Source organism: Stutzerimonas balearica DSM 6083, from assembly GCF_000818015.1.
Lineage (GTDB): Bacteria > Pseudomonadota > Gammaproteobacteria > Pseudomonadales > Pseudomonadaceae > Stutzerimonas > Stutzerimonas balearica.
Genome location: NZ_CP007511.1, coordinates 1,906,834 through 1,927,495, shown reverse-complemented (window position 1 = coordinate 1,927,495; position 20,662 = coordinate 1,906,834). Strand labels below are relative to the sequence as shown.

General features: G+C 63.2%; 18 protein-coding genes and 3 tRNA genes. 9 read left to right on the top strand and 12 right to left on the bottom strand.

What is annotated here, in order from left to right; all coding sequences use genetic code 11:
- Nucleotides 1-2: 2 nt before the first annotated feature.
- A complete protein-coding gene (locus CL52_RS08870) occupies nucleotides 3-2,252 on the top strand; it encodes an ATP-dependent DNA helicase (protein ID WP_043219939.1) in 2,250 nt (749 codons plus the stop codon).
- 118 nt (nucleotides 2,253-2,370) lie between these two features.
- Here CL52_RS08870 and CL52_RS08865 read toward each other — a convergent pair.
- Nucleotides 2,371-2,457, bottom strand: a tRNA-Leu gene (locus tag CL52_RS08865).
- A 199-nt stretch (nucleotides 2,458-2,656) separates the two neighbouring features.
- Between CL52_RS08865 and CL52_RS08860 the strand changes: the two genes are divergently transcribed.
- Both CL52_RS08860 and CL52_RS08855 read left to right on the top strand, forming a co-directional pair.
- Nucleotides 2,657-3,061, top strand: a complete 405-nt coding sequence (locus CL52_RS08860) for an antitoxin Xre-like helix-turn-helix domain-containing protein (protein WP_043219936.1) — start codon at nucleotides 2,657-2,659, stop codon at nucleotides 3,059-3,061.
- Nucleotides 3,055-3,747 carry an RES family NAD+ phosphorylase gene (locus CL52_RS08855; RefSeq protein WP_052264533.1) on the top strand — a complete coding sequence of 231 codons (693 nt, stop codon included), beginning with the start codon at nucleotides 3,055-3,057 and terminating at the stop codon, nucleotides 3,745-3,747. Before CL52_RS08860 ends, CL52_RS08855 begins: the two co-directional genes overlap by 7 nt.
- Before the next feature lie 46 nt (nucleotides 3,748-3,793).
- Here the strand turns inward: CL52_RS08855 and CL52_RS08850 are convergent, their stop codons facing one another.
- Nucleotides 3,794-4,984, bottom strand: coding sequence for an MFS transporter (locus CL52_RS08850; RefSeq protein WP_052264532.1), 1,191 nt, complete (start codon nucleotides 4,982-4,984; stop codon nucleotides 3,794-3,796).
- A 152-nt stretch (nucleotides 4,985-5,136) separates the two neighbouring features.
- Entirely contained in the window at nucleotides 5,137-5,343 is a 207-nt protein-coding gene (locus CL52_RS08845; RefSeq protein ID WP_043219931.1) for a hypothetical protein, read from the bottom strand.
- A gap of 487 nt (nucleotides 5,344-5,830) precedes the next feature.
- Between CL52_RS08845 and CL52_RS08840 the strand changes: the two genes are divergently transcribed.
- On the top strand, nucleotides 5,831-6,025 hold the full coding sequence (locus CL52_RS08840; RefSeq protein ID WP_043219929.1) for a PLDc N-terminal domain-containing protein: 195 nt from the start codon (nucleotides 5,831-5,833) through the stop codon (nucleotides 6,023-6,025).
- A 60-nt stretch (nucleotides 6,026-6,085) separates the two neighbouring features.
- On the opposite strand, the gene CL52_RS08835 is transcribed toward CL52_RS08840, so the two are convergent.
- From CL52_RS08835 to CL52_RS08800, 8 genes are all read right to left on the bottom strand, one after another.
- A tRNA-Cys gene (locus CL52_RS08835) sits at nucleotides 6,086-6,159 on the bottom strand.
- Between the two features lie 43 nt (nucleotides 6,160-6,202).
- A tRNA-Gly gene (locus CL52_RS08830) sits at nucleotides 6,203-6,278 on the bottom strand.
- Between the two features lie 68 nt (nucleotides 6,279-6,346).
- Nucleotides 6,347-6,904: a CDP-diacylglycerol--glycerol-3-phosphate 3-phosphatidyltransferase gene (pgsA, locus tag CL52_RS08825; RefSeq protein ID WP_043219927.1), complete on the bottom strand. Its 558-nt coding sequence runs from the start codon at nucleotides 6,902-6,904 to the stop codon at nucleotides 6,347-6,349.
- 33 nt (nucleotides 6,905-6,937) lie between these two features.
- Complete coding sequence (gene uvrC, locus CL52_RS08820) at nucleotides 6,938-8,761, bottom strand: excinuclease ABC subunit UvrC (protein ID WP_043219926.1); 1,824 nt, start codon at nucleotides 8,759-8,761, stop codon at nucleotides 6,938-6,940.
- Complete coding sequence (gene gacA, locus CL52_RS08815; protein ID WP_041105885.1) at nucleotides 8,761-9,405, bottom strand: response regulator transcription factor GacA; 645 nt, start codon at nucleotides 9,403-9,405, stop codon at nucleotides 8,761-8,763. Before gacA ends, uvrC begins: the two co-directional genes overlap by 1 nt.
- Nucleotides 9,406-9,794: 389 nt before the next feature.
- Nucleotides 9,795-10,520: a DNA polymerase III subunit epsilon gene (gene dnaQ / locus CL52_RS08810; RefSeq protein ID WP_043219924.1), complete on the bottom strand. Its 726-nt coding sequence runs from the start codon at nucleotides 10,518-10,520 to the stop codon at nucleotides 9,795-9,797.
- Nucleotides 10,521-10,532: 12 nt separating this feature from the next.
- Entirely contained in the window at nucleotides 10,533-10,988 is a 456-nt protein-coding gene (gene rnhA / locus CL52_RS08805) for a ribonuclease HI (RefSeq protein ID WP_041105771.1), read from the bottom strand.
- Between the two features lie 45 nt (nucleotides 10,989-11,033).
- Nucleotides 11,034-11,789: a class I SAM-dependent methyltransferase gene (locus tag CL52_RS08800; protein ID WP_043219920.1), complete on the bottom strand. Its 756-nt coding sequence runs from the start codon at nucleotides 11,787-11,789 to the stop codon at nucleotides 11,034-11,036.
- A gap of 116 nt (nucleotides 11,790-11,905) precedes the next feature.
- Here CL52_RS08800 and gloB point away from each other — a divergent pair, with 116 nt between their 5' ends.
- Complete coding sequence (gene gloB, locus CL52_RS08795) at nucleotides 11,906-12,685, top strand: hydroxyacylglutathione hydrolase (protein ID WP_043219917.1); 780 nt, start codon at nucleotides 11,906-11,908, stop codon at nucleotides 12,683-12,685.
- Between the two features lie 99 nt (nucleotides 12,686-12,784).
- Entirely contained in the window at nucleotides 12,785-14,323 is a 1,539-nt protein-coding gene (locus CL52_RS08790) for a lytic transglycosylase domain-containing protein (RefSeq protein WP_082041980.1), read from the top strand.
- A 10-nt stretch (nucleotides 14,324-14,333) separates the two neighbouring features.
- On the opposite strand, the gene CL52_RS08785 is transcribed toward CL52_RS08790, so the two are convergent.
- Complete coding sequence (locus CL52_RS08785; protein WP_043219915.1) at nucleotides 14,334-15,779, bottom strand: HDOD domain-containing protein; 1,446 nt, start codon at nucleotides 15,777-15,779, stop codon at nucleotides 14,334-14,336.
- A 142-nt stretch (nucleotides 15,780-15,921) separates the two neighbouring features.
- Here CL52_RS08785 and CL52_RS08780 point away from each other — a divergent pair, with 142 nt between their 5' ends.
- Genes CL52_RS08780 through CL52_RS08770 form a run of 3 tightly spaced genes read left to right on the top strand, consistent with a single transcriptional unit; the run spans nucleotide 15,922 to nucleotide 20,662 of the window.
- Nucleotides 15,922-17,748 (top strand): extracellular solute-binding protein, encoded by a 1,827-nt coding sequence (locus CL52_RS08780; RefSeq protein WP_043223052.1) that lies wholly within the window; start codon nucleotides 15,922-15,924, stop codon nucleotides 17,746-17,748.
- A gap of 8 nt (nucleotides 17,749-17,756) precedes the next feature.
- The gene (locus CL52_RS08775; protein WP_235366405.1) at nucleotides 17,757-19,589 is read left to right on the top strand and encodes an extracellular solute-binding protein; all 1,833 of its coding nucleotides are present in this window, start codon (nucleotides 17,757-17,759) and stop codon (nucleotides 19,587-19,589) included.
- Nucleotides 19,589-20,662, top strand: coding sequence for a microcin C ABC transporter permease YejB (locus CL52_RS08770; RefSeq protein ID WP_041105780.1), 1,074 nt, complete (start codon nucleotides 19,589-19,591; stop codon nucleotides 20,660-20,662). Before CL52_RS08775 ends, CL52_RS08770 begins: the two co-directional genes overlap by 1 nt.

Genomic DNA, 20,662 nt, shown 5'->3' with positions numbered 1-20,662 from the left:
ACGTGGCCTACCGCGTCGCGGTGCGTGCGCTGTGCGAGTTCAGCGCCAAGGAGGGCGACCTCGACCTTCGCTTCACGCCTTCGCCAACGGCGCAGGAGGGGATTGCCGGGCATCAGCGCGTGACGTCCCGGCGCGCAGCCGGCTATGAGCGCGAAGTCGCCTTGCAGGGCAGCTACCGGAGCCTGACGGTGCGTGGCCGCGCGGACGGCTATGACCCCGAGCGCAATCGCCTCGAAGAGATAAAGACCTACCGCGGCGATCTGGCGCGGCAACCGGCCAATCATCGTCAGCTGCACTGGGCGCAGGCCAGGGTCTACGGCTGGCTGCTGTGCCAGGCTCGCCAGCTACCGGGCGTCGAGCTGGCGCTCGTCTACTTCGACATACTCACCCAGAAGGAGACCACTATCAGCGAGTATCACGACGCCGATGCGCTGCGTGAATTCTTCGAAACTCAATGCAAGCGTTTTCTCGCCTGGGCCGAGCAGGAGCTGGAACATCGGCAAACACGCGATCGGCTGCTGGCTGCCCTTGGCTTCCCCTACCCCAGCTTTCGCCAGGGCCAACGGCAACTCGCCGAAGCCGTATACAAGTCTGCCTGTACCGCCACGCCTTTGCTGGCGCAGGCTCCGACCGGCATCGGCAAGACGCTCGGCACGCTGTTTCCGCTGCTCAAGGCAATGCCCGGGCAAGCGCTGGACAAGCTGTACTTCCTGGCGGCGAAAACCTCTGGCCGCGCACTGGCGCTGGACGCACTCGCTCGTCTGGAAAGCGCTCAGGTACCGACCCTGCGCGTGCTGGAGCTGATCGCCCGGGAGAAAAGCTGCGAACACCCGGACAAAGCCTGCCACGGCGAGTCCTGCCCGTTGGCCAGCGGCTTCTACGACCGGCTCCCGGCGGCGCGGCTGGCGGCGGTTCGCCGCGGCTCGCTGTGCCAGGCGACACTGCGCGAGATTGCCCTGGCGCACCAGGTCTGCCCCTACTACCTCAGCCAGGAGATGGCCCGCTGGGCCGACGTGATCGTCGGTGACTACAACTATTACTTCGACCTCAGCGCCCTGCTCCACGGCCTGATGCAGGCCAACGAATGGCGCGTCGGCGTGTTGGTGGACGAAGCCCACAACCTGCTCGAACGCGCTCGCGGCATGTACAGTGCCGAGCTCGACCAGCGCATGTTCAGCGGGCTGGCCGGGCAGGCCCCGGCGCTGCTGGCGAAAGCGCTGCGCAGGGTCGGACGCTGCTGGAACGAGGTCCACCGCGAGCAACTGCACGATTACGCCGTACTGCCGGCGTTGCCCGCCAAGCTGCTGGCTGCGCTGCAGCAGTTGGTTGGAGAGGCCACCGAACTGCTCGGCGAAAAACCCGATGCACTGGGCATTGAACTGCGCGAGGCCTGTTTCTCGGCGATGCGCTTCTGCCGCATCGCCGAACTCTTCGGCGATCACTCGCTCATCGACTGCACACTGCTCGTCAAGGGCCAGCGGCGGGCGTCGCGCCTGTGCCTGCGCAATGTCGTTCCCGCCCCCTTCCTCGAACCGCGCATAGCTCAGGCATGCTCGACCGTGCTGTTCTCGGCAACCCTGACACCAAGGCACTTCTACCAGGACACGCTCGGTATCCCCGCCGTGCACGCCTGGCTCGACGTCGAGCCACCGTTCCGCGGCGAGCAACTGACCGTGCATCTTGCACGCGATGTGTCCACGCGCTTTGCCGACCGCCAGGCCTCGCTCGACCCTATCGTCGAGCGCATGGCACGGCAGTACCGGCAACGACCGGGTAATTATCTGGCGTTTTTCAGCAGCTTCGATTACTTGCAGCAGGTCGCCGATCTGTTCTGCCAACTACACGCCGACATTCCCTGCTGGCTGCAGACCCGGCACATGGATGAGGCGGCCCGCAGTGCCTTTCTCGAGCGCTTCACCGAAGACGGCCGCGGCATCGGCTTCGCCGTGCTCGGCGGCGCTTTCGCCGAAGGCATCGACCTGCCCGGCACTCGCCTGATCGGCGCGTTCATCGCCACCCTCGGCCTGCCGCAGGTGAACCCGGTCAACGAGCAGATCAGGGCGCGCATGCAAAAACGCTTCGGCGCCGGCTATGACTACGCCTACTTCTTCCCGGGCATGCAGAAGGTGATCCAGGCGGCCGGCCGAGTAATCCGCACGCCCGAAGATAGCGGCGTGATCCACCTGATCGACGACCGCTTCGCCCAAGCGAGAAGCCTGCGCCTGCTGCCGTCGTGGTGGCTGATCGATTGAGTACGAACGCTGCGACAGCAACCGCGAACAGAGGAAGGCTGGCGCATAGGTCAAAACGACGCTCGACGCGCCGAGCACAAGGCACTCAGGCGAAGCGTGCGGGATGTTGCAGGAGTATTGGTGCCCGGAGCGGGGGTCGAACCCGCATATCCTTTCGGACGAGGGATTTTAAGTCCCTTGCGTATACCAATTTCGCCATCCGGGCGGGATGCGTGGTGGGCGCAGGACTATAACCAGCCTCCCTCGCAGGCGCAACCGGCAAGGCAGAACGGGTATGGCTTTCGCTTGGCAGTCGGCAGCGCCGGCTTCGGGGCGCTTTTTCGGCAAACGATCGAGCCCTTCCTTTTTTGTCCTCAGATACAACAACTGCTATATTTGTATCCATGGACACACAGGAACGGCACATGTCAGCGATTTTACAACCAGCGAACTTTTCCAAAGACCAGTGCGCGGCCGGTCTTCGGGCCGCGCTGAACGTACTCGAGAAATGGCAGGCCTCCACCGAACAGGCCTGCAGCATCCTGCGCATTTCCCGCAGCACCTATGCAAGGGCCCGGGCGGACAATCGAGGCTGGTCGGTCAGTCTCGATCCGGATCAGCTGCAGCGCATCAGCTTCATCCTCAACATCCACGCGGCGTTGCGACTGATCTTCGACAATCCGGACAACGTCTACGGCTTTCCCCGGCTGCCGAACCACAACGAGTTCTTCAATGGGCGCTCTCCACTCGAGGTCATGGCCCAGGGTGACATGATCTCCCTGTATGAGGCATTCAGACGTATCGACAGCCTGCGCGGTGCCCAGTGGTAGCGCCGCACCAGCTGCGGCGCAAAGGCCCTGCGCAGCGGCAAGCCTATCGGCTGGCCAACTCGAAGTTTCCTCCGATCTCGCTTTTCGATGACGTTGCCGACGCGGATGAGTTCGAAACGCTCTTTCAACTGCAGGCGCTGACCAACCCTCGGCTGCGTAACGAGATCGGCCAGCTCGAGCTCATTCCGCGCCAGGAGATTCCCTTCGGTATTCCTGGCTGTTCCTATGCGACGGCGCCCTTTACGCACGTCAACCCGGCGGGTTCGCGGTTCAGTGACGGCACCTATGGCGTGCTCTACCTGGCCGATACCATGGAGACGGCCATCGCCGAAGTGCGCTACCACCAGGATCGTTATTGGTCAGCAGTCGATGGGCTGAGCTACGAGCGCTTCGTCTTTCGCGGGCTGTCCTGCCAGTTCAGTGAAGCCGGCATGCTCGATGCCACCGCCCTGCCCGTCAGCGACCCGATCTATGACCCGGACGACTATACCGACGCTCGGCTGCTCGGCCGGCGGGCCAGGCAGGAGGGTTGCCCGGGCCTGTTTTATCACTCGGTGCGCCATCCGGGGCACGCTTGCTGGGCGCTAATGACGCCGCGACCGGTGACAGCCATCATTCAGGCTGCCCACTACGAAATGGTATGGAATGGACGCATTTGCAGCGTGAGTGCGATCAGCGCCATTTGACTACAGGCCGGCAAGCTGCCCGCGCTGGCGCACGGCCTCTATGGATTCAGTCGTTGCGCATGCGCGGATGGCGCAAAAAGGCCACGCCTGCCGGCAAGGCAGTGGCGACCACGCCCAGGCCCAGTGCGGTAATCGCGGCTTGCAGGCCAAAATGATCAGCCAGCCAGCCCGCGCCTAGCAGTGGCGCGATACTGCCGACATAGCCGCTGACCAGATAGGTGGAGATCAATCCGGCGCGCTGCGCCGGGCTGGCGATACGGTTGACCATGCTGATGCCGGCCAGCAGGCACAGGCCGTGGCCAACGGCGGCAGCGAGCACCCCAACGGCGAACAGCGCCACCGACATCGCCTGGAAATTGAATACCAGCAAGGCGTTGCTCAGTACCACGGCGAGCAAGCCGAGCGAGCCGCACCAATGCAGGCTCAGGCGGGCGCTGAGCAGCTGGACCGCAGCCGACATCATCAGGATCACTCCGATCGAGCAACCGCTGACAGCAGGGCCATGCCAGGGCAGCATCTTGTCGATGAACAGCGGCGACATCGAGGCGTACAAGCCAAACACACCAAACGCGAAGAACGGGCAGCAACAGGTCAGGACAAAGGCAAAGGTATCGCGACGTTCCGGCCAGGTCAGCCTCGGCGCCAGTGCCTGCCAACGAAACGCTGCGGCAGCACCAGGCTCATTCGCATGCACTTTGAGCAGACCGTAAATAGCCAACACCCCGAGCAGCAGGGTCGGAATGTAGGTCGTGACAAGCGGCTGCGGCAGCCATTGTGCCGTCAGGCCGCCGCTGATCGGCCCGAGCCCGAAGCCAAAGGCGAGGAGAAAGCTGGTCAGCGTGGAGACGTACTGAGGGCTGCGCGTGCGCAAGACCTGCATCAACCCTACCGAGGCACTGGTGACGATGAGGCTCGACGACAGGCCCACAGCGAAGCGAGCGGCGCCAAGTGCGCCAAGATCCCATGACAGCATCGACAGCAGCGTGCCGCCCCAGCCCAGCGCCAGCCCGAAAAGCATGACCGGGCGAAAACCCTGGGAATCGGCCAGGCGCCCCATGAACAGCAGGCCTACCAGCGCGCCGAGCATGTAGACGATATAGAGCAGCGACACCTCACTGGTGCGCAGCGACCACAGCGTCTGATAGAGCGGGTACAAGGGCGAAATCAGTGCGGTCCCCATGACGCCGACGCACATGGCGAAACACACCCAGGGAACCGCAGACCACTTCAATCGCATTGTTTTGCCTACCTGCCATCGATATCCGGCAAGCCAGGCAATGTTGCCTAAGTCAGAACGACTCTTGACCGAATGGACGAGAAATCGCACAGCTTACCGATCGCCGGGCACGCCGCCCATAGCCGATGAGCGCAGATATCCGCCCGCCGCAATCAGGCTTCGCAGGGAAGCCGTTCGTCCTCGGGGATCTCTTCGGTCACGTAGACCAGCCAATGCCCGTGTGCTTCGGCTTCCATCCGCAACCCGAAGTAGAGCGCATCGTGCTCGTCCCAGAACTGCTCGACCTCTTCTCGCGTGGCGCGCGACAGCAGCGTCTGGTCACGCGCCTCGAGAATGATGGAGTAACGCTCAACGGTCATGGCTATTCATCCTGTGCGATGCACTCGCGGGGACTGGCATTATGCCAGCGCCACGCCCCGGCAAATGCCCGCTTATCGGCCGGCTAGAGCCTGGCGACGAACGTCACGCGGCTCTCGCACAACAAAGCCGCTGCGAATGAAGGCGTCCGCATCAGCAGAATCGCCAGCGCCGCCCCGGTCGTCCAGGGTTACGCCAGAGCCAGGCGGACGTCAGCCACTCCGGCCAGGCCAGGATCTGGATTGGTAGCGGTCCCGAGCCCGAGGATCATCCCCGGTGAGCCTGCGCCCCGGCAGGGCCCGAAAAAGCTGCATCGAGCCGGAGCCGGTAGCCGCCCGTGACAGCCAGCATCTGGCGAACTCGAGCGACTGCGCGATCACCACCCGCTCGCCCAATCGGCGCCGTTCACCGGCCAAACAGCGCCGGCCCAAGGAACCCGAGGCATGTATGTACGGCCTGAGGCAGAAAGCCTGAGAGGAGCAGCTGCGCATGTCCGACACGACGACTTACCTGGCCATCGCCGGTGCTGTGCTGGTGATCGTCCTCGATCTTCTGGCCATCATCAGCGTATTCAAGAGCGAACGCAGTGTCGGCTCGAAAGCCATGTGGGCACTGGGCATCGCCCTGTTTCCGCTGCTCGGCCTATTGTTCTGGCTGGTAGTTGGCGTGCGCCGCCTGCGCTGAGGCACTTTAGCGCCAGAAACAAAAAACCCCGCAGATTCATCATCTGCGGGGCTCTTGATATGGAGGCCGATGTCGGAATCGAACCGGCGTACACGGATTTGCAATCCGCTGCATAACCACTCTGCCAACCGGCCTCAAAACGCACGCGCCGCATCTGAACTGCGGCGCGCCTTAAACTGGAGCGGGAAACGAGACTCGAACTCGCGACCCCGACCTTGGCAAGGTCGTGCTCTACCAACTGAGCTATTCCCGCGTTGTCGTGTTGACGGGCGCCATTTTAGCGCTCCGCAAAGCCTCGTCAAGCCCTTGATTAAAGAAAGTTTATTTATTCTCGGAGGGGCTCAGATGCGGCCAGGCCGCTACCAGGTAGTTGACCATCGACCAGAGCGTCAACGCCGCGGCGACGATCAACAGCGCGTAGCCCAGGCCGACCCAGACGGTAAGGGCTGGCGGGTTGGCCAGCAGGATGACGAGCGCCACCATCTGCGCTGCCGTCTTCCATTTTCCAAGGCTGGAAACCGCAACCTGCGCCCGGGCGCCGAGTTCGGCCATCCACTCACGCAACGCCGATACGACGATCTCCCGCCCGATGATGATCGCCGCAGGCAGAGTCAGCCACAGGTTCGCATGCTCGCCCACGAGCAACACCAGCGCCACAGCCACCATGAGTTTGTCGGCCACCGGATCGAGAAAGGCGCCGAACGGCGTACTCTGCTGCAGCCGGCGCGCCAGATAACCGTCGAGCCAGTCGGTCAGCGCAGCCACGGTAAATACCGCGCTTGCCGCCAGATAACTCCAGTGAAACGGCAGATAGAACAGCAGTATGAAGAAGGGAATCAGCAGTACACGCAGTACGGTGAGCAGGTTTGGAATATTCATCGGTACCACTGAGCTGCGGAAAAGACGTTGATTCTACTCACTGTGCAACGCAGCATAAATCGACTCGGCGAGCTTTTTGCTGATGCTCGGCGCCTTGGAAATCTCGTCGACACTGGCTCTGCACAATTCCTGCAGACCGCCAAAATGCTTGAGCAGTTCTCGCCGCCGCATCGGACCGATCCCCGGCACGTCTTCGAGGCTGGAGGTCCGCCGCGCCTTGCCTCGCCGAGCCCGGTGCCCGGTGATCGCGAAGCGATGCGCCTCGTCACGGATCTGCTGGATCAGGTGCAGTGCCGGTGAGTCGCCCGGCAGGGTGAATTCGTGAGCCACATCGTTCAAGTAAAGCGTCTCGAAGCCAGGCTTGCGAGTGACGCCCTTGGCCACGCCGAGCAGGATCAGGTCGGACAGAGAAAGCTCGGCCAATACCTCGCGCGCCATATTGAGCTGGCCCTTGCCGCCATCCACCAGCAGGATATCCGGCCGCTTGCCCTCTCCCTCGGCCACCTTGCGAAAGCGCCGCGACAACGCCTGATGCATCGCCGCATAGTCATCGCCCGCCGTGACGCCTTCGATGTTGAAGCGCCGGTAGTCGGATTTGAGCGGCCCCTCCGGGCCGAATACCACGCAGGAGGCCACCGTGGCCTCGCCACTGGAATGGCTGATGTCGAAGCACTCCAGGCGCTGTGGAGGCTCGTCCAGCCCGAGTGCATCGGCCAGCGCCTCGAAGCGTGCCGAAAGATGCTGACGGTTGGCCAGCCGGGCAGTCAGTGCCTGCTCGGCATTGGTCAGCGCCATCTGCTGCCAGCGCGCTCGCGTTCCTCTGACGCGCTGCACGATGCTCAGCTCGGCGCCACGTAGCTCGGCGATGGCCGCAATGAACGTCGGATAATCCTCATGGGCGGCGTTGACGATCAGCTCGCCTGGCAGATCGCGTTCGGCGGAGCCCAGATAATATTGTTCGAGGAATGCCAGCAACACGTCACCGACGCTCTCCTCGATCGCCACCTGCGGAAAGAAATTCTTGCTTCCGAGCACTCGCCCGCCCCGCACGCTGATCAGGTGTACGCAAGCCCCGCCGGGGCTGACACTGGCCGCAACGATGTCGACATTGCCGGTGCCGCCCTCGATGTTCTGCTGATCCTGGACACGGCGCAAAATGCCGATCTGGTCGCGAATCTGCGCAGCGCGCTCAAAATCCAGCGCCAGCGCCGCCTGCTCCATGTTGCGCGAAAGCTCCTCGGCCAGCGCATTGCTGCGCCCCTCGAGAAACATCACCGAGTGCCTGACGTCCTCGGCATATTCTTCCGCCGCGACGAGATTCACACAGGGTGCCTTGCAACGCTTGATCTGGTACTGCAGGCAGGGCCGCGTGCGATTGCGGAAATAGCTGTCTTCGCACTGGCGCACCAGGAATGCCTTCTGCAACAGCCCAAGGCTCTCGCGAATCGCGCCGGCACTGGGATAGGGCCCGAAATAGCGGCCCGGCTCCTTCTTCGCGCCGCGATGAATGCTCAAGCGCGGGTATTTACCTGCAGAAAGAAATACATAGGGATAGGATTTGTCGTCACGCAGCAGGATGTTGTACGGCGGCCGCCACTGCTTGATGAGCGTCTGCTCGAGCAGCAGCGCCTCGGTTTCATTGCCAGTGATGGTCGTCTCGACCTGGGCGATCTTCGCAACCAGCGCAGCCGTCTTGGGCGCCTGGCCGGTCTTGCGGAAATAGCTCGCCAGTCGCTTCTTGAGATTCTTTGCCTTGCCGACATAGAGCAGCTTGCCGTCGGCATCCAGCATTCGATAAACGCCCGGTCGCCCGCTGCAGGCGGCCAGGAAGGCTGAAGCATCGAACCGCTCGGACATCAGTTGACGGTGTCGACCATGCCGTGGCGGACGGCCAGCAGCGCCAGCTCCACATCACTACTGATCGCCAGTTTCTCGAAGATGCGGTAGCGATAGGTGTTCACGGTTTTGGGAGAAAGACAGAGCTTGTCGGAAATGGCCTGGACCTTCTGGCAGTTGGCGATCATAAGCGCGATCTGGATCTCACGCTCGGAGAGCAGGTCGAACGGCGAGGCGCTGGTCTGCGGTTGGAACGACTTGAGCGCCAGCTGCTGAGCGATCTGCGGGCTGATGTAGCGCTGGCCGGCGAACACCATGCGAATGGCCCTGACCATCTCGTCAAGCGCTGCGCCCTTGGTCAGATATCCAGCGGCACCCGCCTGCAGCAGACGGGTGGGGAAAGGATCCTCTTCACAGATGGTGACCGCGATGACCTTCAGGTCCGGATTGCTACGCAGTAGCTTGCGAGTGGCTTCCAAACCGCCGATGCCAGGCATTTTCAGGTCCATCAGGACCACGTCCGGTTTGAGCTCGCGCGCCCGGCGAATGGCCTCCTCGCCGGAGTCCGCTTGACCGACCACATAGAGGCCATCGATATCGGACAACATACGGGTAATACCAGTACGCACCAGATCGTGGTCGTCGACCACCAGCACTCTAATCAAGCAGAACACCTCGTCAATCAGAACCAAAGCTGGCTGGCTACTGGCTTTTTCGTAGGCCGCGAACTTTAGCAAAAAACATCGGCCGCCACCTGCGCCCTGGCGACGCAAGCACACGCCGCCCGTCCGGGAATTGCGCGGCGCAATAACCACTGCGAGCCGTCAGGCATGGGCGATCTCCTACACAATTGCGCCTGTAGGAAATTCGCTCAACAACGATAGCTCAGCCGACAGACGGCACGAAGCGCACGCCAAACAAGACGAGCGGCATTTGTGCCGAACCGGGCGGTGACTTGGTCAATGGTTACGCATCGCAGCACGTGCCAGGCCGTACGGCGGGCAAAGATAGCACAATGCCATGCGACAGCCGCCTGTTCGAAGGGCGGGAGTGGTCAGCTCTCGAGCTGGCTCCACAGGGCAGGCGCACCAGCGGCCTTTTCGATTGCCGCAAGGCGTGCCATGTGGGCGGCGAGTTCCTGCTCGCTGGCTGCCAGCACGGTCGTGCGCTGACGATCAGCCGGCAGACGACGGATCGGGCTGGGCTGGGGACGACCGCCGGCATTGTCCGCACCATCCCCAGCCAGGGACAGGTTGGTCTGCCCGCCAGTCATGGTCAGCCAGACGTCGGCAAGAATCTCGGCGTCCAACAAGGCGCCGTGCAGATCGCGGCCGGAGTTATCGACCCCATAGCGCTTGCACAGCGCGTCGAGGCTGTTGCGCTGGCCCGGGTGCCGCTCACGCGCCATCAACAGGGTATCGAGCACCGTGCAGTGGTCGGTGATCTCGGCGCGGTCACGCTGCCCGAGCAAGGCGAACTCGTTGTTGATGAAGCCGATATCGAACGCCGCGTTGTGAATCACCAGCTGCGCGTCGCGGATGAATTCGAAGAACTCGTCGGCGACATCACGGAAGCGCGGCTTGTCAGCGAGAAACTCGTTGGTGATCCCGTGAACCGCCACTGCGCCCTCATCGACCTCTCGATCAGGCTGCAGATAGACATGGAAATGCCGCCCGGTAAGACGCCGGCCGATCACCTCGACGCAGCCGATTTCAATCACACGGTGACCATCGGTCACCGGCATGCCTGTCGTTTCGGTATCCAGAACTACGCTGCGCATCGGTCTCGCTCGTTACACAATGGGTTGTCGTTTGGCCTGAACCACACCACGGTTAGCCAGCAGATCGGCCTGCTCGTTGCCCGGATGGCCTGTGTGCCCCCTGACCCACTGCCAGGTCACTTCATGGCGATTCACCTGCTCATCCAGCAGTTGCCACAGATCGGCATTCTTGACCGGTTGTTTGCTGGCTGTTTTCCAGCCGCGCTTCTTCCAGTTGGGCAGCCAGTCGTTGATTCCCTGCATCACATACTGCGAATCGGTGCAAAGATGGACCTTGCAGGGTCGCTTGAGCTCGGCAAGCGCGCGGATCGCCGCCATCAGCTCCATGCGGTTGTTGGTGGTCTGCGCCTCGCCACCCCACAGCTCGCGCTTGACGCCCTTGTAAATCAGCAAGGCGCCCCAGCCACCGGGGCCGGGATTACCCTTGCAGGCACCGTCTGTGTAAATCTCGACCAGGTCGTCACTCATGAAATGCTGTATGTCCAAAGGGTTCGAGGCGTGCGCTCGACAAGACTACTCGGCGTTGCGACGGCTGACCTTGGCGACCGGCATCGGCAACAGCTTGCCCATGCGCTCTCGGCGTTGCTGACGCAGCGGCCGCAGCCCGATCATCAGCTTGCGTGCCATCAGCAAGTAGAAGCCGCCGGCCGGGGCCTGCAAGCGATTACCAAGCCGATCGAGACGAGCCAGTCGCGCCTGCCAGTCGCTCGAGGAAAGCGGCGGACAATAGCATCCGAAGCGACGATTCTCCAGCGCGAACCCCAGCAGATTGAGCCAGTCCCCGACCCGCGAAGCGCGAATGCAGCGCGCCTGGCGAAAGCCGTCACGGGCGGTCAGATGACGGGCGCCCCATAGGCTCCACGGATTCACGCCGAGGATGAGCAGATGACCACCCGGCCTGACGCTGCGCGCCGCTTCGCGCAGCAGGCCATGTGGCGAGGTGCAGAAATCCAGCGCGTGCTGCAAGACCACCACATCGGCGGCATGCTCACCGATCGGCCAGGCCTGCTCGTCGCAGTGGATCTCGACCCCGTCCATTGGTGCGCCGAGGCGAACGCAGCGCTTGATCTTCTGCGCCTGCAAGGGCACTCCGGCGAATGGGCCGCAATGCACCAGATAACTGCCAAAGCAGCGCTGCAGCGCCTCTTCCAGAGCCTGCTGCTCCTGGCGCAACAACTGCTGCCCCGGCGGCGTTTCGAACCACAGCCTGGCGGACTCGGCAATCCGCATCGCCTGATCGGGCGCTTTGGTGCAGCAATGATCGGTCATGGCAAGGCTCCGTATCAGGTTCACGCGGACAGCTTGCGCAAGATGCGGGGCGGCTTCAACTTTCGCCCCGGGCTGCTAGCATGCGCCTTTGTCCACTGTCTGGCGAGCACCCCGAGATGCCCATCATCGAAGCCCTACCCGCCTTCTCCGACAACTATATCTGGCTCCTGCAGGATAGCGCCTCGCGCCGCTGCGCCGTGGTCGATCCCGGCGATGCCGAGCCCGTGCTGCGCTGGCTGGAGCAGCATCCGGACTGGCAACTCAGCGACATCCTGATCACCCATCACCATCACGACCATGTCGGTGGCGTGCTGGCGCTCAAGGAACGCACCAGTGCTCGAGTGCTCGGCCCGGCTCACGAGCAGATTCCCGGGCGAGACATGGCGCTCGATGATGGCGATCAGGTCGCAGTGCTGGGTCGCAGTCTGCAGATCATCGCCGTGCCCGGTCACACGCTGGGACACATCGCCTACTACGACGCAGACGCCAACCAACCCGTACTGTTCAGTGGCGATACCCTGTTCGCCGCAGGTTGCGGCCGCCTGTTCGAAGGTACGCCAGAGCAGATGTTCCAGTCACTGACGCGACTCGCTGCGCTCCCGCAACACACGCAGGTGTTCTGCACGCACGAGTACACGCTCAGTAATCTGCGCTTCGCCCGTGCGGTGGAGCCGGACAACCCGGCGATCGAAAAGCGGTTTCAGGATGTTTCCCAACTGAGAGAGGCTGGTCGCTGCAGCCTGCCTTCAACCCTCGCACTGGAGCAGCAGACCAACCCCTTCCTGCGCACTGCGGACACCGCCGTAGCCCGCTCGGCAAGCGTACAGGCGGGCCACGAACTGAAGGAGGAAGTCGCGGTATTCGCGGCCCTGCGAAGCTGGAAAGATCGCTTCTGAGCAGCGTCGACGACATCCCGAAATCGACCCGGCAAACTTGACCCCCCGGGAGGGCATTTCTAGAATCGCCCGAATTTTGTGCCCCGGAAGGCCACGCCCATGCCGCCACAACCCAGGAAACGCTGCGAACCAGACGCCTTGGTGACTACCGGCCGGGCCATTGCACTGGCCCTGTGCATCGCCCTGGCAGGTTGTCAGAGCAATGCCCGGCACGACGCCGAGGACGACATGAGCCTCGGTCGTCAGGTTACCCAGCGTGCCGATCCCATCTGGTTGAGCGATACCGTCCGCCCCGTAGTCCATGAAGACATCTGGGAGCGCATCCGCGACGGTTACCAGCTGCAGGACTACATCGACGGTAATCCCCGCATCGAACAGCAGCGCCTGCTGTTCGCCAGCCGCCCGGCCAATGTCGAAGTCGCCACCGAACGTGGCAGCCCGTTCATTCATTACATCGTCGAACGCCTCGAAGAGCAGAATATGCCGCTCGAGCTGGCCCTGCTGCCCGTCATCGAAAGCTCGTACGATCCGTTCGCCTATTCGCCCGCGCATGCCGTTGGCTTGTGGCAGTTCATCCCTTCGACGGGACGCCATTTCAATCTGCGGCAGACCAACTGGTACGACGGGCGCCGCGACATCACCGCCTCGACCAACGCCGCCCTGCGCTACCTCAATTACCTGCACGGCCTGTTCAACGGCGACTGGCTGCTCGCCCTCGCCGCCTACAACGCCGGGGAAGGCACGGTCAGCCGGGCAATCGAGCGTAATCAGCGGCTGGGCCTGCCGACCGACTACTGGAACCTGCCGCTACCCAGCGAAACGCGTGACTACGTACCCAAGCTGCTCGCCCTTTCACAGCTGATCAAGACGCCCGAGTCCTACGGCCTCAGCCTGAGTCCGATCGCCAACGAGCCCTATTTCGAAGTCGTCCCGCTCAAGCAGCGCATGGACCTGGCCCGCGTCGCCAAGCTGGCCGACATCGACGAGGACGAGCTGATCCAGCTCAACCCGGCCTTCACGCGCCGGATCACCCTCGACGGCCCGCCGCAGCTGCTGGTTCCGCTGAGCAAGGCGGAAACGCTGGCGGCAAACCTGGCGCGCATGAAGCCGCAGGATCTGGTGGACTGGCAGCAGTACCGGGTTCGCCCGGGCGATACCCTGAGTGGAGTGGCCGGCCGGCATCAGGTCAGCGTGCGTACGCTCAAGGAAGTCAACCGTCTGCGCAGCAACACGCTTCGTATCGGCCAGACGCTGACCATCCCCAGTGCCAGCGGGTCGACGCCGCGCCTGCTGGACGCCGTGGCCGCCCGCTCCGGCGCGACGACGCCGCGCAGCTACCGCGTCAAGCCTGGCGACAACCTCTGGGATATCGCCAAGAGCCAGGGCGTATCGGTGCGCGACCTGCAGGCATGGAACGGTCTGGCGGGCAGCCAGCTGAAGGTGGGCCAGGCGTTATTCCTGGAGAAAACCGCGGCTGGCACCAAGAGCAAGCCGACCTACTACAAGGTGCGCAGCGGCGATTCGCTGTACGAGATCGCCAGACGCTTCAACGTCAAGATCGCCAGCCTGAAGAACTGGAACCCGCACGGCACAGGCATTCTGCGCCCCGGTCAGTTGCTGACGCTCTATCTTCCCTGAGAAGCGCCGGTCAGCCCCGACCGGCCAAAGCCCCCAGGCAGCGCCCGGCCAGCTGGGCGAAACGCTGAAACGCGACGAACTGCTCGTGCTTGAGTGCCCGCCCGGACAGCCGACTGTCGGCGTAGATAACGCCGATTTCCCGGGTGCCCGCCAGTAGCGGCGCAACGAAGAACATTCCGTTGCCGAGCAGTTGGCGAATCGGCTGGGTGACCAGCTCGGCCAGGTTGTAACTGGCCGGTACGCCCATCCACAGCGGCTGACGGTGGCGCAGCACGTAACTGAAGATATGCGGCAACTCCGGCTGTTCGGCTGGCAGGCTGAAGGATTCGAGCCAGCTCTGCGTACCCTCCCCCACGGCGCACCGTGCGCGAAAGCGCGTCTGCTTGTCGGCGAGCACGACCACCATCACGCGCTCCAGGCCCGCTCCCCGGTGCAGCCCCTTTAGCAACGCATCGAGGATCAGCGTGACATCGCTGCCTGCACAGGCCATCTGTCCCAGGTCCTGCATCGCCTGTTGCAGCACCAGCAGATCGGGCTGCAGCAGCGCCGCCTGTCGCTGCATCTGTTGCAAACGAATCTGTTCCGGATCCGTGTTGGGGATCAACCGGCACAATTTGCTCGCACCGAACGTCGAGGCTACCTGCACGGCCTCGTCGGCACTGGCCAGGATCTGCTGCAGCGCGTCTGCTTCGCTGATGCCGGCCAGATCGGCATACTCGGCGGCCAAGGCGGCCATCCGCGGACTCTCCCAGCCGTCGAGCGCCGCCTCGCTGATCCTGACACCCAGCGTCACCGACCGCGCGCGGCTGTCCTGGACCGTTGTCGCCCCCTGGGCCAGCGCCGTCAGTTCACCGAGGCTCCAGCTTTTGACCAGCCCCAGCGTGAGTTGACGGAAGCTGGTGCCAAGCACCTGTTGCACAGCCTCGTCCGCCAGTACACCCGGTACCGCCAGGGCCTCGGCCAATTCATCGGCCTGCGTGCCCCCACAGCCCCAGAATGCAAGCTCTCCGACATGGCACAACAAGGCCGCGATGAAAACCTCTTCCTCGCTTCGCGACATCAGGTAACCGGACAGATTGCGTGCCTGCACGGCCGCATGGAAGGAGCGCGCCAGCAGCTCCAGCAGCTGGTGCCGCGGCGCGCGATCGAGCAGCCCGTCGACCAGGCTGACCGACAGGCTGATCAGACGGACGTTGTCGAAGCCGATCAGCACGATCGCCCGGGAGATCGTCTTGATCACTTCCTGCGAGGGGTTGTAGTAGCTGCTATTGGCCACTCGCAGCACCTTGGAAGTCAGCGCCGCATCGCGCAACAGCACGTCGGCGAGCTGCTGCACCGACGCGTGCTCGGCCTGGGTCAGGCGCTGGAGGTCCGTCACGACCGAGGCAAGCGCCGGCAACTCAGACTGGTTGAGGCGCTCGATCCACGATTGCAGACCCTGGGTATGTACGGGCAAGAAATGCCACCTTGCCGCGATGGCGGCGCAATGAAATCACCCGCAGTTTGCCCGAGGAGCCCGCGCTTTTTCCAGCACGGACAAGCTGTTACTGTACCGACCCGAAAAGCCTGAAAGCACCATGGATCGGGTCCTCCATCTGATGCGATTTCTTTTAGCGATAATCAGCTGCCTGCTGGTCAGCCCGCCGGTCTGGGCGACCATCACGCAGAGCCATGGCTATGCGCAGTTCGGCAATCTCAAGTATCCCTCGAGCTTCACGCACTTCGACTGGGTCAATCCGCGCGCGCCGAAGGGCGGTCGGGTACGCCTGATGGCCTCCGGCACCTTCGACACGCTCAACCCTTACACCTTCAAGGGCACCAGTCCGAGCGCCACCCCCGGTTTCTTCGCCTACGGCATCAGCGAGATGAACGAGCCGCTGATGGTCGGCAGTGGCATCTACGACCCCTCCGGTGACGAACCCACCTCCAGCTACGGCCTGATCGCCGAGTCCGTGGAGTACAGCGATAACTTCAGCTGGGTGGTCTTCAACTTGCGGGACGAGGCACGCTTTCACGACGGCAAGGCAATCACCGCCTATGACGTCGCGTTTTCCTATCGCGTGCTACGCAAGGAAGGCCATCCGCAGTTCCGTACCAACCTCAAGGGCGTCAAACGGGTCGACATTCTCAACCGTCACCGTATCCGCTTCGTCTTCGAGCGCCCCGATCCCCTGCTGATCAGCCGCCTCGGCGAACTCCCGGTGCTGCCGCAGCACTACTGGAAGGGCAAGGATTTCCGCGCCACCACGTTCGAGCCGCCACTGGGCAGCGGCCCCTATCGCATCGCCCAGGTGGTACCCGGCCGTCGCCTGGTATTCGAGCGGGTGAAGAACTGGTGGGGCAAGGACCTGCCGGTCAACCGTGGCAAGTACAACTTCGATCGCGTTGAAGTGGAGTTCTATCGCGACGACATCGTCGCTTTCGAAGCCTTCAAGGTCGGCGAGTTCGACTTCTATATCGAACACCAGGCGAAGAACTGGGCGACGGCTTACGAATTCCCCGCGGTCACGCGCGGCGATGCGATCCGCGCCGAAATCCCGCACCAGATCCCGACTCAGACCCAGGCGCTGTTCATGAACAGCCGCCGCGCGATCTTCAACGATCGCCGCGTCCGCCAGGCCCTCGGGCTGCTGTTCGACTTCGAATGGACCAACCGGGCCCTGTTCTACGGTGCCTACCGGCGTAGCGAAAGCTACTACCCCAACAGCGAGTTCGCCGCCACCGGGCTGCCCGAGGGCGGTGAGTGGCTGGCCCTGTCGGCCTACCGGGATCGACTACCTGCCGAACTGTTCAGCGAGCCAATCGAATTTCCCCGCACCGCCGGCCACGGTATTCCGCGCAAGACGCTGCGCCAGGCACTCGAACTGCTTCGCGATGCGGGCTGGAAGCTCACCGAATCGGGGTTGCGCAACAAGCGCGGCGAGGCACTGCGCTTCGAGATACTGCTGGTCAACCCGCGCCTTGAGCGAATTCTGCAACCTTACGCCCAGAACCTCGCGAGGGTTGGCATCGAGGCGAACCTGCGCACGGTCGACGCATCGCAGTACAAGCAGCGCCTGGATCAATATGACTACGACATGATTCTCACCACGCTGGCGCAGAGCCTGAGCCCGGGTCAGGAGCAGTGGCTGTATTTCCATTCCAGCCAGGTGGACGTCAAAGGCGGCCGCAACTACGCCGGCGTCGCCAATCCAGTGATCGACGATCTGCTGAGCCAGCTGCTGGCCGTCAAGAGCCGGGACGAGCAGATCGCCGTGACGCGCGCGATCGATCGGATCCTGCTGTGGAACCATTACACCATTCCCAACTGGTACATCGGCCATCATCGGCTGGCGTACCGTAACCGCTTCGCCTACAAGACCACGCCGCCCTACACCCTGGGGCTGCGCGCCTGGTGGCTGAAAGGCCTGGAGAAGGCTCAATGAACCGTCCCATGCAACGACTCGCCCAGCAGTTCGCCTTGCTCGGCCTGCTCTGCGCCTGCACGCTGGCAGGCGCCGCGCCCCGTCACGCCCTCACGCTGTACGACGAACCGCCCAAGTACCCGGCGAACTTCGAGCACTTCGAATACGCCAACCCTGACGCCCCCAAGGGCGGCGTCCTGCGGCAGGCCGGTTTCGGCAGCTTCGACTCGCTCAACCCCTTCATCAACAAGGGCGTATCGGCCGAAGACATCGGCCTGATCTATGACACGCTGACCACCAACAGCCTCGACGAACCCTTCACGGTCTATGGGCTGGTCGCCGAGAAGATCGAGCGTGGCCCGAAAAACGACTGGGTGCGTTTCTATCTGCGCCCTGAGGCACGCTTTCACGATGGCCAGCCGGTCACCGCCGAGGACGTCGCCTTTACCTTCGAGACCCTGATCAGCCAGGGCGCACCGCAATACCGGGCCTACTATGCGGACGTCGACAAGGTCGTGGTCGAAGGCAAGCGCCAGGTTCGCTTCGACTTCAAACATGCCGGCAACCGCGAGCTGCCAATGATCCTCGGCCAGCTGCCGGTGCTGCCCAAGCACTGGTGGGCCGAGCGCAACTTCACTTCCGGCAGCCTGGAGCCGCCACTCGGCAGCGGCCCCTATCGCGTCGAGCGAGTCCAGCCAGGCCGCTCGATCAGCTATGCGCGCGTGGAGGACTACTGGGGTCGCGACCTCGCCGTGAACCGTGGCTTCTACAACTTCGACCGGCTGGTATTCGACTACTACCGCGACAACACCGTCGCGCTCCAGGCATTCAAGGCCGGACAGTTCGACTACTGGCTGGAAACCAGCGCAAAGAACTGGGCAACCGCCTACGACATTCCCGCCGTGCACGAAGGTCGCCTGATCAAGGAAGAAATTCCGAACTACAACCCCACCGGCATGCAGGGCTTCATCTTCAACATCCGCCGTCCGCTGCTGCAGGACCGGCGGGTCCGCGAAGCGCTGGCATTGCTGTTCGACTTCGAATGGACCAACCGGCAGCTGTTCAACGGCGCCTACTTCCGTACCCACAGCTATTTCGACAACTCGGAGCTCGCCTCCTCCGGTCTGCCCGGCAAGGATGAGCTCGCGGTGCTCGAACCGCTGCGCGGCCAGATTCCCGACGAAGTCTTCGAGAAGCCGTTCGAGCTGCCGGTCACCGACGGCAACGGCATCATCCGCGAGCAGCAGCGACGCGCCTATCAGTTGCTCACCGAGGCCGGCTGGCGTGTCGAGAACGACCGCATGGTCGATGCCCAGGGCAAGCCAGTGAAACTCGAGTTCCTCCTGGTGCAGTCCGAATTCGAGCGGGTCCTGCTGCCCTACAAACGCAACCTGGCCGACCTCGGCATCGAGCTGGAAATTCGCCGGGTAGACGTCTCGCAGTACGTCAACCGCCTGCGCTCGCGCGACTTCGACATGATCGTCAGCGGCTTCGGCCAATCCAACTCGCCGGGCAACGAGCAGCGCGAGTACTGGCATTCGGTCAGCGCCGACAACCCCGGCAGCCGCAACTTCATCGGTCTGAAAGACCCGGCGATCGACACGCTGGTCGAGCAACTGATCGCCGCCGACACGCGCCAGGAGCTGATTACCCATACCCGAGCCCTCGACCGTGTATTGCTCTGGGGGCATTACGTCGTACCCAACTGGCACATCAAGACCTGGCGCGTGGCGTATTGGAGCCACCTGGCACACCCGCAAGTGACGCCACGCCAGGACATCGGCCTGATGACCTGGTGGACGCGCCCCGAGGAACCGGCCCCGGCCACCCCGACGCAGGCACCCGCGGAGTCGGAACGCTGATGCTCGCCTACATCGTTCGACGTCTCCTGCTGATCGTGCCGACGCTGTTCGGCATCCTGCTGATCAACTTCATCATCATCCAAGCAGCGCCTGGCGGGCCGGTCGAGCAGGCGATCGCCAAGCTCGAGGGCTTCGAAGGTGCGACCAGCCGTATCGCCGGCGGTGGCTCGGAAGTCGCCGCCGCCGGCAACAACTACCGCGGCGCGCAAGGCCTGGATCCCGAGCTGATCGCCGAAATCGAGCGGCTCTACGGATTCGACAAGCCACCGGCCGAACGCTTCTGGCTGATGCTCAGCAACTACGCGCGGCTGGATTTCGGCGAGAGCTTCTTCCGAGACGCCAAGGTGACCGAGCTGATTCTCGAAAAGATGCCGGTATCGATCTCGCTGGGGCTGTGGAGCACGCTGATCATGTACCTGGTGTCCATTCCGCTCGGTATCGCCAAGGCCAACCGGCACGGCAGCAGCTTCGATGTCTGGACCAGCTCGGTGATCATCGTCGGCTATGCGATCCCGGCGTTTCTGTTCGCGATTCTGCTGATCGTGCTGTTCGCCGGCGGCAGCTATTGGAACTGGTTCCCGCTGCGCGGCCTGACCTCGGCCAACTTCGACGACCTGACGCTCGGCGGCAAGATCCTCGACTATTTCTGGCATCTCGCGCTGCCGGTCACCGCGCTGGTCATCGGCAACTTCGCCACACTGACGCTGCTGACCAAGAACAGCTTTCTCGACGAGATCAACAAACAGTACGTGATCACCGCGCGCGCCAAGGGCTTGAGCAAGAATCGGGTGCTCTATGGTCACGTCTTCCGCAACGCCATGCTGATCATCATCGCCGGCTTTCCGGCGGCCTTCATTGGCATGTTCTTCACGGGCTCGCTGTTGATCGAAGTGATCTTCTCGCTCGACGGTCTGGGCCTGCTGAGCTTCGAGGCAGCGATCAACCGCGACTACCCGGTGGTGTTCGGCACGCTGTTCCTGTTCACCTTGCTCGGTCTGGTCGTCAAGCTGATCGGCGACCTCACCTACACCCTGGTCGATCCGCGCATCGACTTCGAAAGCCGGGAGGGCTGA

Coding starts and splice junctions, on each gene's coding strand:
- CL52_RS08845 (WP_043219931.1), bottom strand. CDS start 5,343: ATGACCGTTGAGCGTTACTCCATCATTCTCGAGGCGCGTGACCAGACG.
- rnhA (WP_041105771.1), bottom strand. CDS start 10,988: ATGAGTGACGACCTGGTCGAGATTTACACAGACGGTGCCTGCAAGGGT.
- CL52_RS08775 (WP_235366405.1), top strand. CDS start 17,757: ATGCAACGACTCGCCCAGCAGTTCGCCTTGCTCGGCCTGCTCTGCGCC.
- CL52_RS08780 (WP_043223052.1), top strand. CDS start 15,922: ATGCGATTTCTTTTAGCGATAATCAGCTGCCTGCTGGTCAGCCCGCCG.
- CL52_RS08790 (WP_082041980.1), top strand. CDS start 12,785: ATGCCGCCACAACCCAGGAAACGCTGCGAACCAGACGCCTTGGTGACT.
- pgsA (WP_043219927.1), bottom strand. CDS start 6,904: ATGAATATTCCAAACCTGCTCACCGTACTGCGTGTACTGCTGATTCCC.
- CL52_RS08800 (WP_043219920.1), bottom strand. CDS start 11,789: ATGACCGATCATTGCTGCACCAAAGCGCCCGATCAGGCGATGCGGATT.
- dnaQ (WP_043219924.1), bottom strand. CDS start 10,520: ATGCGCAGCGTAGTTCTGGATACCGAAACGACAGGCATGCCGGTGACC.
- uvrC (WP_043219926.1), bottom strand. CDS start 8,761: ATGTCCGAGCGGTTCGATGCTTCAGCCTTCCTGGCCGCCTGCAGCGGG.
- CL52_RS08860 (WP_043219936.1), top strand. CDS start 2,657: ATGTCAGCGATTTTACAACCAGCGAACTTTTCCAAAGACCAGTGCGCG.
- CL52_RS08840 (WP_043219929.1), top strand. CDS start 5,831: ATGTCCGACACGACGACTTACCTGGCCATCGCCGGTGCTGTGCTGGTG.
- CL52_RS08770 (WP_041105780.1), top strand. CDS start 19,589: ATGCTCGCCTACATCGTTCGACGTCTCCTGCTGATCGTGCCGACGCTG.
- gloB (WP_043219917.1), top strand. CDS start 11,906: ATGCCCATCATCGAAGCCCTACCCGCCTTCTCCGACAACTATATCTGG.
- CL52_RS08850 (WP_052264532.1), bottom strand. CDS start 4,984: ATGCGATTGAAGTGGTCTGCGGTTCCCTGGGTGTGTTTCGCCATGTGC.